At 66.0% G+C, this 11995-nt stretch carries 8 protein-coding genes; 5 read left to right on the top strand and 3 right to left on the bottom strand.

Features of this window, described 5'->3' with window-relative positions; all coding sequences use genetic code 11:
* Positions 1-206: 206 nt before the first annotated feature.
* Positions 207-1706, bottom strand: a complete 1500-nt coding sequence (locus tag ACE3S9_RS07365) for a toluene monooxygenase (RefSeq protein WP_374545795.1) — start codon at positions 1704-1706, stop codon at positions 207-209.
* A gap of 150 nt (positions 1707-1856) precedes the next feature.
* Here ACE3S9_RS07365 and ACE3S9_RS07370 point away from each other — a divergent pair, with 150 nt between their 5' ends.
* The 5 genes from ACE3S9_RS07370 (at position 1857) to ACE3S9_RS07390 (ending at position 9137) form a co-directional block, all read left to right on the top strand.
* The gene (locus ACE3S9_RS07370; RefSeq protein ID WP_374545796.1) at positions 1857-2261 is read left to right on the top strand and encodes a hypothetical protein; all 405 of its coding nucleotides are present in this window, start codon (positions 1857-1859) and stop codon (positions 2259-2261) included.
* 7 nt (positions 2262-2268) lie between these two features.
* Positions 2269-3318, top strand: coding sequence for a patatin-like phospholipase family protein (locus tag ACE3S9_RS07375; protein ID WP_374545797.1), 1050 nt, complete (start codon positions 2269-2271; stop codon positions 3316-3318).
* A 31-nt stretch (positions 3319-3349) separates the two neighbouring features.
* Positions 3350-4807: a GntP family permease gene (locus ACE3S9_RS07380; protein ID WP_374545802.1), complete on the top strand. Its 1458-nt coding sequence runs from the start codon at positions 3350-3352 to the stop codon at positions 4805-4807.
* A 164-nt stretch (positions 4808-4971) separates the two neighbouring features.
* Positions 4972-6084 (top strand): efflux RND transporter periplasmic adaptor subunit, encoded by a 1113-nt coding sequence (locus tag ACE3S9_RS07385; protein ID WP_374545798.1) that lies wholly within the window; start codon positions 4972-4974, stop codon positions 6082-6084.
* Positions 6081-9137 carry an efflux RND transporter permease subunit gene (locus tag ACE3S9_RS07390; protein ID WP_374545799.1) on the top strand — a complete coding sequence of 1019 codons (3057 nt, stop codon included), beginning with the start codon at positions 6081-6083 and terminating at the stop codon, positions 9135-9137. Before ACE3S9_RS07385 ends, ACE3S9_RS07390 begins: the two co-directional genes overlap by 4 nt.
* On the opposite strand, the gene ACE3S9_RS07395 is transcribed toward ACE3S9_RS07390, so the two are convergent.
* Positions 9126-10745: a proton-conducting transporter membrane subunit gene (locus ACE3S9_RS07395; RefSeq protein ID WP_374545800.1), complete on the bottom strand. Its 1620-nt coding sequence runs from the start codon at positions 10743-10745 to the stop codon at positions 9126-9128. The genes ACE3S9_RS07390 and ACE3S9_RS07395 overlap by 12 nt on opposite strands.
* The coding region (locus ACE3S9_RS07400; protein WP_374545801.1) for a complex I subunit 5 family protein at positions 10742-11995 on the bottom strand (1254 nt) is incomplete at its 5' end. The genes ACE3S9_RS07400 and ACE3S9_RS07395, both read right to left, overlap by 4 nt.

Below are 11995 nucleotides of genomic sequence, written 5' to 3' on the forward strand. Positions count from 1 at the left end.
CGGTATCGACCGGAACCAGCAGCAGGACGAAATCGTGCTGGAAATTGGAAACGATGGGGAACAGGGCCATTTTCGGGTCCTCTGAAAGTTGGAAGGAGACGCCGGCGTCAGCCGGCTAGGAACGAACTTCATAGGGCGTCGGAGACGCCCGTCTGACGACGGGCTATCGCCGAGCCGATGCGAGGGGCGCCGCGCGAAAAATCCGCTTACTCGGCGGCCTGTTTCTGCTGGCGGAAGGCCTCGACCCAGGCATAGCCGTGGGCGTCGTCGCCGATCTCGCCGGGCGCCAGATTCATGTACATCAGCGCGCCCATCAGGTCTGGCGGCTGGATCTGGCCGGCGAGGAAGCGATCGACCAAAGTCATGTGATCGCGATAGCGCGCGGGGTCCTGCTCGAACACCCAGCGGTCGATTTCAGAATTGAAGTGATAGAGCCGCCCCTCATATTCGAGCGGGTAATCCTTCACGTTCCAGCCGTCGCCGGGCACGGCGCAGATCGGAATCTGGCTCATGTTGCAGACGATCGGCAGCGTCTCCGGCAGGGTCAGCTCCGGCTTGCCATTGAGCAGATTGTCGGTGATGACGTCCCACGCCTTGCCGAAGCTGGCGTTCCAGCCGGGATATTTCTCCTCCAGCCATTCACGGCATTCCGGCGTCACGCCGGCGGCGGGGTTCCACCACAGGGTCGGGCGCCAGAACCACAGGCCCATCTGATAGGCGTGGTGCTGGTAGTCGAACTCCGCGATCATCTTGTCCCAGTACCAGGGCAGGTCGAGGCCGAGATCGATCAGCGCGCGTTCGAACTGGCCGACGATCCACTCCTGCATGAACTCCTTGAACGATTGCTTCCGGTGTTCGAGCGGCGTGTTGTAGTCCATCGACGGGCCGGTCAGGATGCAGAAGATCCGCCACGCGCGGGCGATGGCGATATCGACCAGCTTCTGCGCCTCGGCCTTGCGGCCGTTGGTGATCAGAACCTGCAAGGCGGGGCCGCCGATCTGGGCGTGGCGCGATTCATCGGTCTGGATCGAGGAGATCAGGCTGGCGAAGGTGAAATCGCCGGCTTCGGCCGCATCCGCCGCGAGGCCGAGGAACTGCATATTGGTGAAGCCGGTCTCAAAGGCGAACGTCAGCATCACCGCGATTTCGGTGGCGCTGCGCGCCATGAACAGGTCGTCGAAGGCGTGGCGCGCGGCGATGGCCGCCCATTCGTTGGAATGATAGGCCTTGTGGGCCCAGTCGAACTGACGGTCCTTCGGGCAATATTCATGCGGGAAATAGAGCTGGATCTGGGCGTGGCGGTTCTCGTCCAGCATCCCGAAGGTCGCCATATTGCGCATGCCCGGCGCGCGGCCGAACCGGCACATACGCGCCTCCGCGCTCATCGCGGCATATTCGCCGAGCGCAATGGCGCCGTAATGGGATTTCAGGATCGAGCGCCAGCCCGGATCGGCGTCCTCGTAAATGCGGCTGCGCTCCAGAGCGGCCTTGACCGAATAGGCGCCGGCGTCCTTCTCGCGCTGGATGCGCACATATTCGGGATAGGAGGTTTTATAGGGCTCGTCATAGACCTCCCATTTCTCCATCGGCACGCCTTGCGCGCCGGTCATGACGTCCGGAAAGAGGTCGACGTCGGAAACATATTTCGGGGTCCAGTTGGTGGAGCGCGCGATGTCGTACCATTCGTGACGTTCGAGCAATGCCATGGCGTTTCCCTGCGTTGATTATCATTGAGCGCCGCGCGATTTCGGCGCGGCTAGCGCGCTTTCGATGGCAAGCGCGGCGCCAGCCGCGGCCCAGGGCGCGGAATATTGCGACGCACAAGAAGGATTCCGGTGCATTTCCGGGCGCTCGTCATGGAAGGCTTTTTTCTTGATGCGGCGCACAACGAGCGCCGCGACGCCGGACTGGATGGTTTGATCAAGCGAAGGAAGCGCGGCGCGCCGCGTGATTTGATCAAATCGTCAAGTCGAAAAGTCCGGCGCGACAAGCGTTACAAAAATCATCGATCAGGCGGCGGCGCGGGCCGAAAAGCGCGATCGGGACGGCTGCCGCGCGACAATTTGGTCAATTTATGGCGTCAGAACAAAGAAATAGAAAAAGTCAGCCGGGAAAGGCGGTTGACGACGGCGGCCATGCTTGCGAGAAAGGCCACGTTTTGGTGCGCCGCACAGCGGAGTGGGCGTCGCCGGGCGGGCTTTTGGCGGACGCCGGGGCCGATTTCGCCAGCGCGGGGGCTTCGCGCGGTTTTTTCGCAATGAGGCGCGCATGGCGGAGACGTCGGAAGGAAATTCGAAAACCGGCCGCGAAACGGTCATGATCGATCTGGCCTTGCAGGGCGGAGGCTCGCACGGCGCCTTCACCTGGGGCGTGCTGGACCGTCTGCTCGAGGAATCCTGGCTGAAGATCGAGGCGGTTTCCGGCACTTCGGCCGGGGCCATGAACGCCGCCGTTCTGGTCAGCGGCTATATGCAGGGCGGGGCGCAGGGCGCCCGGCAGGCGCTCGACGCCTATTGGGCTCGCGTGGCCGACTCCGCGCGCTTCAGCCCGATCCAGCGCTCGCCGCTCGACCGGCTGATGAACCGCTGGTCACTCGACACCTCGCCGATGTACGTCATGATGGACATGATGAGCCGGCTGGTCTCGCCCTATAATCTCAATCCGTTCGGCCACAATCCGATCCGCGCCATCCTCGAGGAGAGCATCGATTTCGCCCATCTCAACGAGGCGGAAATCAAGCTTTTCATCACCGCCACCAATGTCCATACAGGCCGCGGCCGCATTTTCCGCAACAAGGAAATCACTCCCGAGGTCCTGCTCGCCTCCGCCTGCCTGCCGACCCTGTTCCAGGCGGTCGAGATCGACGGCGAGCCCTATTGGGACGGCGGCTATGCCGGCAATCCGACCATTTCGCCGCTGGTCCGCGAAAGCGAGGCCACCGACGTGCTGCTGGTGCAGATCAATCCGCGCGAGCGTCGCGACACGCCGCGTTCGGCGAGCGAGATTCTCAACCGACTCAACGAGATTTCCTTCAACGCCCCGCTGATGAAGGAATTGCGCATGATCGCCCTGCTGCGGCAGGCGGCCGATCCCGGCACGGGCGAAGGCCGGCGCTGGGCGGAAATGCGCACCCATCGCATCCTCACCGACAAGCTGGCGGAATTCGGCGCCTCGTCCAAGCTCAACGCCGAAGGGCCGTTCCTCCAGATGCTGAAGGCCGAGGGCCGCAAGGCGGCCGACGAATTCCTTCAGGCCCACGGCGCGGATGTCGGCAAGCGCGCGACCGCCGATCTCGACGTCCTTCTCCAAGAATGCTGATGGAGCGCTGCACATGACCGGTTCCGATCTCATCGGCCTTCTCGGCATTCTGGTCGCCCTCGGCCTGCTGATCTGGCTGGCCTTCCGGGGCTGGAGCGTGCTGCTGCTCGCGCCGATCGCCGCCGTCGTGGCGGCTTTTTTCTCAAGTGAGCCGCTGCTGGCCCACTGGACCCAGACTTTCATGCGCAGCGCTGCGGGGTTTTTCGCGCAGTTCTTCCCGCTGTTCCTGCTTGGGGCCCTGTTCGGCAAGCTGATGGAGGACACCGGTTCGGTCACGGCCATCGCCGATTACATGACCCAAAAGCTCGGAACCCAGCGCGCCATTCTCGCCGTGGTCCTTGGCGGCGCCATCGTCACCTATGGCGGCGTCAGCCTGTTCGTCGCCTTTTTCGTGATCGCGCCCATGGCGGTGAACCTGTTCCGCGCGGCCAATATTCCCCGCCGGTTGATGCCGGCGGCGATCATGCTCGGCGCCTCGACCTTCACCATGTCGGCCATGCCCGGCACGCCGTCGATCCAGAACACCATTCCCATGCCCTTCTTCGGCACGACGCCTTTCGCGGCGCCGGGCCTCGGGATCATCGCCTCCGTCATCATGCTGGCTTTCGGCATGTGGTGGCTGGGCGGTCAGGAAAAGGCCGCGCGGGCGCGCGGCGAGGGCTTTGGCGACGAGAGCGAGTTGAAATCGGCCGCCGCCCTTGCGAGCGACGAGACCTTGCGCGAGCGCGCCACCGCCTCGCATGAATTCGATCCGGCCGAAATCGGGCATGGCGAGGCCGCCGTGACCAAACCGGCGTTCTGGACCGCGGCGACGCCGATCGCGGTGGTCATTGTCGTCAATCTCGTCCTGTCGCTGATCGTCCTGCCGCGTCTCGACCTGAGCTACCTGTCGAAGCCGGAATGGGGCGGCGTATCGCCGGCCGCGGTCACCGGCGTCTGGTCCGTGCTCACCGCGCTGACCCTTGCGATTGTGGCCGTCCTCGCCCTCAACGGGCGGCGCCTGCCCAATCTGCGCGCCACCATGGACGCCGGCGTCAACGCCTCCGCGCTGCCCGTCATCAGCGTCGCCAGCCTGGTCGGCTTCGGCGCGGTTGTCGCCGCTCTGCCGGCCTTCAACATGGTGCGCGACGCGGTGCTCGGCATCGGCGGCGGACCTTTGGTTTCGCTGGCCGTGGCGACCAACACGCTCGCCGCCCTGACCGGATCGGCCTCGGGCGGCCTGACCATCGCGCTCGACGCGCTCGGCGGCGTCTATCTGGAGCGCGCCGCGGCGATCGGCATGGACCCGGCGCTGCTGCATCGCGTCGCGGTGATGGGGTCCGGCACGCTCGACATCCTGCCGCATAATGGCGCGGTCGTGACCTTGCTCTCCGTCTGCGGCTCGACCCACGGCAAGAGCTACAAGGACGTTTTCATGGTCGGCATCGTGGGCGCGACGATCGCCCTTGTCGTCGTGATCATCCTGGGCTCTCTTGTGGGCTCCTTCTAGAGTCGATTTCGATTCGATCGAAATCGACTCTAAATTCTTTTGTCGTCGCAGCGTTTTTGCGAACCGAAGGTACGCGTAAGCGAATAACCGGCATCCACTTTTTCGCACGCTGCTTTCGGCTCACGCCGCCTTTTCGTCCGGACGCCAATCTAAAGGATCGCAACGTGTCGTCTTATGGCTTCACCCACCCAAAGCGTCGCGCGTCGAGCCTGATGCTCGCGGCCGTTCCGGCCCTGCTCCTGCTGTTTTCCGGCTGCAAGCGCGAAACGGCGGAAGAGGCGCCGCCGCCGCGCCCCGTGCGTACGGTGGTGGTGGAAAAAGCCGGCCTGGGCGAAACCATCGTCCTGACCGGCCAGATCCAGGCCGAGAAGGAAGTGGCGTTGGCCTTCCGTATTGGCGGCCGGATCATCGAGCGCTCCGTCGATACCGGCGATCGCGTGACGCCGGATCAGGTGGTCGCCAAGCTTGATCCGCAGAACGAGCTGAACACCTTGCGTTCGGCCCGCGCCGCGCTCTCGGCCGCCCAGGGGCGGCTGGTGCAGGATTCCAACCATTTTGATCGCCAGCAGACCCTGCTGCGGCAGGGCTGGACGACCCGCGCCGTGTTCGACCAGGCCCAGCAGGCTTTGCGCTCCGCCCAGGCGGCGGTCGACGACGCCAAGGCCCAGGTCGAAATCGCCGAGGATCGCGTCGGCTATACCCAGCTCAAGGCCGGCGTGACCGGCACGATCACCCGCCGCGCGGCGGAATCGGGCGAAGTGGTGCAGGCCGGCCAGATGGTGTTCACGGTCGCGCGCGACAATGGCTGGGACGCGGTATTCGACGTTCCGGCTCAGGTGCTGCGCACCGCGCCGCCGGACGCCGACGTCATCGTCGCTCTGACCGACGATCCGACCGTCACCGCCAAGGGGCGCGTGCGGCAGGTCGATCCGCAGGCCGATCCGGTCACCCGCACCTTCAAGGTGCGCGTCGCGGTCAATGAGCCGCCCGCCGCCATGCGGCTCGGCGCGACCGTTTCGGGCCGGATGGAGGTCGATCATGGCCATGGCGTGTCGCTGCCGGCCAGCGCTTTGACCGCGACCGCGAACCGTCCGGCGGTCTGGGTGGTCGATCCGGCCAATCTCACCGTGGCGTTGAAGCCGGTCGAGGTGCTGCGCTTCGATCCCGGCACGGTGGTGATCTCCAGCGGCCTCGACGGCGGCGAGATCGTGGTCACAGCGGGCGTGCAGGCGCTCCATCCCGGCCAGCCGGTCCGGCTGCTGGGAGCCGCCTCATGAGCGGTCTCAACCTGTCGGACTGGGCGCTCAGGCACAGGTCTTTCACCATTTTCATGATGCTGGCGATCGTCGTCGCCGGCCTCGCGTCCTATTTCCGGCTTGGCCGCAACGAGGATCCCGCCTTCACCTTCCGCACCATGATCGTGCAGGCCGCCTGGCCCGGCGCGACCATGGAGGACACGCTGACCCAGGTGACGGAGCGGCTCGAACGCAAATTGCAGGAGACCAAGGGGCTCGATTACCTGCGCTCCTATACCAGCCCCGGCCTGACCACCATTTTCGTCAATCTCAAGGGCTCGACCTCCGCCAAGGAAGTACCGGACATCTGGTATCAGGTCCGCAAGAAGGTCGGCGACATGCGCCGCACCCTGCCGCAAGGCGTGGTCGGCCCCGGCTTCAACGACGATTTCGGCGACACGTTCGGCCTGATCTACGGCTTCACCGCCGACAATGGCTTCAGCCATCGCGAATTGCGCGATTATGTCGAGGACGTGCGCTCGAAACTGCTGCAAGTGCCGGATGTCTCGAAGATCGAGCTGCTCGGCGCGCAGGACGAGCAGATCTATGTTGAATTCTCGACCCGCCAGCTCGCCGGCCTCGGCATCGACCGCGCCGCTCTGGTCGCGGCGCTGCAGGCCCAGAACGCGGTGCTGCCGGCGGGGGCGATCCAGACCGGCGACGAAAAGCTGTCGATCCGCGTCACCGGCGCCTTCAAATCCGAAAACGACCTGCTCGACGTCAATTTTCTGTCGAATGGCCGGCTGATCCGGCTGCGCGACATCGCCGAGGTGCGGCGGTCGCTGTCCGATCCGCCGCAGCCGATGTTCCGGGTCGATGGCAAGCCCGCGATCGGCCTCGCCATCGCCATGCGCGACGGCGGCGACATTCTGGCTTTGGGCCAGAATGTGAAGAAGGCGCTCGATTCCGCCATGGCCGACATGCCGGTCGGCGTCGATGTGGCGCTGGTTTCGAACCAGCCTGTCGTCGTCAAGAACGCCATCGGCGAATTCATGGAATCCTTGTGGCAGGCCATCGCCATCATCATGGCCTGCAGCATCGTCAGCCTTGGCTTCCGGCCGGGCGCCGTGGTCGCGCTCTCGATCCCGCTGACGGTGGCGATCATTTTCCCGATCATGGAATTCATCGGCATCGATCTGCAGCGCATCTCGCTCGGCGCGCTGATCATCGCGCTCGGCCTGCTGGTCGACGACGCCATGACCACGGTCGATGTGATGATCTCGCGCATGGCGGCCGGCGACAGCAAGGAAAAGGCGGCGACCGTCGCTTATGATTCGCTGGCCTTCCCGATGCTGACCGGCTCGTTCATCACCGCCGCCGGCTTCGTGCCGATCGGCTTCGCGCGGTCGTCCGCCGGCGAATATACCTTTTCGATCTTCGCGGTGGTGACCATCGCGCTGATCGTCTCCTGGTTCGTCGCGGTGCTGTTCGCGCCCTTGCTCGGCGTCTGGCTGCTCAAGCAGCCCGAGAAAAAGGCCGAGGAAATGCCGAGCCGCGTGGTTGAGACGTTCCGCTCGATTCTGCTTTCCGCCATGCGCCATCGCTGGATCACGGTCGCGGTGACGCTTGGCTGTTTCGTAGTCTCGCTGCTGGCTTTGCCGCTGGTGCCCCGGCAATTCTTCCCGGCCTCGGACCGTCCCGAACTGGTGGTGGACCTGACTCTGCCGCAGAACGCCTCGATCTTCGCCACCGACCGCGCGGCGGGCAAGCTCGACGCCATGCTTAAGGACAATCCGGACGTCGCGAGCTGGAGCACCTATATCGGGCGCGGCGCGATCCGCTTCTATCTGCCGCTCAACGTGCAGCTCAACAATGACTTCTTCGCCCAGGCGGTGGTCATCGCCAAGGATGTTGCCGCACGCGAAAGGCTGCACGCGACGCTTGAGAAGAAGCTCGCGGAGGAGTTGCCGTCCGTCGTCGCGCGCGTGTCGCCGCTGGAGCTTGGCCCGCCGGTCGGCTGGCCGGTGCAATATCGCGTCAGCGGGCCGGATCTTGGCCAGACGCGGGCGATCGCCTTGCAGCTCGGCGCCATTCTCGGCTCGGACAATCATCTGCGCCGGGTGAATTTCGACTGGATGGAGCCCGCCCGCAAGGTCCGCGTCGAGATCGACCAGGATCAGGCTCGGTTGCTGGGCCTCAGCTCGCAGGCGCTTTCGGCCTATCTCAACACGGTGATGACCGGCGCGCCGATCACCCAGGTCCGCGACGACATCTATCTGGTCGATGTCGTGACCCGGGCGCAGGACGAACAGCGCGTTTCGCTTGACACTCTGGCGTCGCTGCAGGTGCCGCTGCCGACCGGCCGCACCGTGCCGCTCAGCCAGATCGCGCGCTTCGATTTCGATCAGGAATATCCCTTGGTCTGGCGGCGCGACCGCGTTCCGACGCTGACGGTTCAGGCCGATGTGGTCCCGGGCGCGACGCCCGAGGCGGCGGTGGCCTCGCTCGCTCCGGCGATCGCAAAGCTGCAGGCCGATCTGCCGAAGGGTTATCGCATTGCTATCGGCGGCACGGTCGAGGAAAGCGCGGCCTCGCAGGCGTCGGTTTATGCGATGCTGCCGCTGATGCTGTTCCTGATGCTGTTCTTCCTGATGGCGCAATTGCAGAGCTTCAGCCGGCTCGCCATGGTGCTCTGCCTGGTGCCGATGGGCCTGATCGGCATTGTCATGGCCTTGCTGATTTCCGGTCGGCCGCTCGGCTTCGTCGCCATTCTCGGCATTCTCGCCTTGATGGGCATGATCGCGCGCAACGCCGTCATCCTGATCGAGCAGATCGAGGCGGAGCGCAAGCAGGGCCGGGATTTGTGGAACGCCATCGTCGAAGGCGCGGTGTCGCGCTTCCGGCCGATCATGCTGACCGCGATTTCGACCGTGCTCGGCTTCATCCCGATTGCGCCGACGGTGTTCTGGGGACCGATGGCCTTCGCCATAATGGGCGGCCTGTTCGTGGCCACCCTGCTGACCCTGATCGTCCTGCCGGCGCTTTACGTGATCTTCTTCCGGGTCGAGGAGCCCAAGGCCGCGTCAGCGGCCTGATAAGGCGCCGGCCAGCAAGGCCAGAATGATCGCCAGCAACGAGACGCCCGCCGCCGGCCATTGCCGCAGGCGGGCGTCGGTCTTTTCGGCGACCGGGCCGAGCGCGAGAAGCCGGCGGAAGGCCGCTTCATAAAAGACGATGCTGTCGCCGGCCGGAATTTTCGGCAACGGCCAGCCGATCCGCCGCAGACCGAAGGCGAGCGCCACGCCCACGGCGACCGGCCACAATCCATCCCACAGCTTGCCCCATTCCAGCGCCTTGGCGGGATCACCGAACGAAGACGCGAAGGACCAGGGCAGCAGGATCGCGCCCAGCGCGACCGCCGGCCAGAACCGAACGAGGCTCGGCGGGGTTTCGTCGGCCGATTCCGGCGGCGGCCAAGCGAGCCGAGCCAGGAAATGGGTCATCAGCAGCGCCGTCCCGATGGACGACAGGGTCGCCAGCACGGCCGGCCATCCTTGCGCGAACTGCGCCTTGGAGGCGAGTTTGGCCAGGGCGCCGCCGGTCAGCGGCAGGCCGGCGAGGCTGAGCGCCAGAGTGGCGGCGAGCGTCAGCGTCCAGCCGGCCAGTGGCGCGGCGCGGGCGGCGAGCGCGCCGATGGTCACGAACAAAGCCGCTTTGACCAGCAGATGATTGGCCGCGTAAAAGGCGACGTCGCCCGAGGCCGAAGCGTCGCCGGCGGTGAGCCCCATGCCGAGCGCGGCGGCGATCACGCCCATCTGGCTGATGCTCGAATAGGCCAGGATGGTCTTGGGATTGTCCTGCGTCAGGCCGAGGACGACGCCGTAAAAGGCGGTGAGGAAGCCGAGGGCCGTCACGGCCTCACCCCAGCCGGCGAGCGGAACGCCAAGCGGCAGGAAGCGGATCAGCCCAATCACCGCCGCCTTGACGCCCGCTCCGCTGAGCACGGCGGCGGCGGGAATCGGCGCGGCGGCGTAATTCAGCGGCATCCAGCCGTTGAAGGGGACGAGGCCGAGCTTCATGCCGAAACCGGCGACAATCAGCGCGAGCGTCGCGTCGCGCCAGGGCGAGGCGGGCAACGTCGCGACCACATCGGCGATGCGCGCGCCGCCCTGCGGCGCATTGGCGGCGAGCAGCGCGAAGGCCAGCAGCAGCACGGCCTCGCCGGCCAGCGCGAAGGCCAGATAAATGGCGCCGGCGCGTTTCTTTTCGGCATTGTCGGAAAAGGCGAACAGGCCATAGGCCGGGATGCTGACCAAGGCGTAGACGAGATAGAACGACACCAGGTCGCCGGCCACGAAGACGCCCAGGCTGCCGATCATGGTCAGCAGCCAGCACAGACCGAAGCGCTCGTCGGCCGCGCGGTCGCGGTACAAGGCGAGGCTCGTGGCGATCCAGAGCAAAGCCGCGACCGCGAGCAGCAGCGCGCCGGGCGGATCGAGGCGCAAGGTGAAGCCCAAGCCGGACCAATCGAACGACAGCGGCGTGGCGCTCATGCCGAACAGGCCGGCGGCGAGCGCGGGAATGGGGGCAAAGCCTTGCAGCGCCAGCGCGCGCGGGCGCCAGTCGGCGACAAAACAGGCGGCCAGCAGCGCCAGCGGGACGGCCAAGGTGGCGACGAGGAGCAGCGAGGGCAAAGAGGTCATGGCGAGCCCGCCGCCGCCAGCGGACGGCCGATATCGAGGAAGCCGAAGAAACTCTGCGGCGTGAAGCCAAGCGCGAGGGCGATGACGACGAGCGCCAGCGCGACCGCCTCGCGGCTACGCTTCGGCGTGGCCTTCAGGGCGACAGCCCCGTCCGACAGGGCCGGCGCCAGAATGCGATAGAGATAGCCGCCGGCCAGCAGGCCACCGGCGAGCACCGGCAGAGTCCAGATCCATTGCCCGGACGCGACGGCGGCTTGCAGCATCAGCCATTTGGCGTTGAAGCCGCCGCTCGGCGGCAGGCCCATCAGCGACAGGCCGCCGAGGCCGAGCGTGAGGAAGGTCACCGGCAGGGCGCGCGCCGCGCCGCCCAGTTTGGCGATGCGGTCATGGCCGAGCGCTTCGGCCAGCAGGCCGGCGGAAAAAAACATGCCGGCCTTGGCGAAGGCGTGGGCCAGAACCTGCATCATGCCGGCGCGCCAGCCGAGCACGGTCCAGGCGCCGACGCCGCCGGCGAGCGGAAACACGAAGAACAGATAGCCGATCTGCGCCACGGTGGAATAGGCGATCAGCAGTTTCAGCCGCGCCTGACGCAAGGCGAGCACGCTGCCGAACAGCACGGCCGCCGCGCCGAGAACGCCGAGAATGGCGGCCGGCGCGCCCTGCGGCAGCGCGGGCAGGACGAAGAACCACAGCCGCAGGATGAGGAAGAACGAGCCCTTGACCACAAGGCCGGACAGAACCGCGCTCGCCGCCGCCGGGGCGTTGGCATGGGCGGGCGGCAGCCAGAGATGAAGCGGGAACAGAGCCGTCTTGGCGAGCAGGCCGCCGGTCATCAAGGCGGCGGCGGTCCACACCACCGGCGTCGCCTGGACCCGTTGCGCCAGCAGCGGGATATCGAGCGTGCCATAGGCGCCATAGAACAGAGCGACGCCGAGCAGATAGGAGATCGAGCCGAACAGAGCGAACAGCAGATAGCGCAAGGCGGCGGCGAGCGTTTCGGGGCGACCGTCGAGACAGACCAGGGGCACGGCCGCGAAAGTCAAAAGCTCCAGCGCGACATAGAAATTGAACAGGTCGCCGCCGATGAAAATGATGGTCAGCGCCGCCCAGATCGCTTGCAGCATGGTCCAGAAGGTCAGGGCGCTCCGGCTCTCAGGGACGTCGTCCGGCGTTGCGAATTTGGCGCGCGCATAGAGCGCTGCGGCGGCGACGATGATTGCGGTCGCGACCAGCATCACCGCGGCTATGCC

Origin of the sequence: Rhodoblastus sp., assembly GCF_041915505.1 — a bacterium.
Classification (GTDB): Bacteria; Pseudomonadota; Alphaproteobacteria; order Rhizobiales; family Beijerinckiaceae; genus Rhodoblastus.

What these genes read in the sequence shown, in the direction of transcription:
- ACE3S9_RS07365 (WP_374545795.1), bottom strand. Translation starts at nt 1,706, where the DNA reads ATGGCATTGCTCGAACGTCACGAATGGTACGACATCGCGCGCTCCACC.
- ACE3S9_RS07375 (WP_374545797.1), top strand. Translation starts at nt 2,269, where the DNA reads ATGGCGGAGACGTCGGAAGGAAATTCGAAAACCGGCCGCGAAACGGTC.
- ACE3S9_RS07395 (WP_374545800.1), bottom strand. Translation starts at nt 10,745, where the DNA reads ATGACCTCTTTGCCCTCGCTGCTCCTCGTCGCCACCTTGGCCGTCCCG.
- ACE3S9_RS07390 (WP_374545799.1), top strand. Translation starts at nt 6,081, where the DNA reads ATGAGCGGTCTCAACCTGTCGGACTGGGCGCTCAGGCACAGGTCTTTC.
- ACE3S9_RS07370 (WP_374545796.1), top strand. Translation starts at nt 1,857, where the DNA reads ATGGAAGGCTTTTTTCTTGATGCGGCGCACAACGAGCGCCGCGACGCC.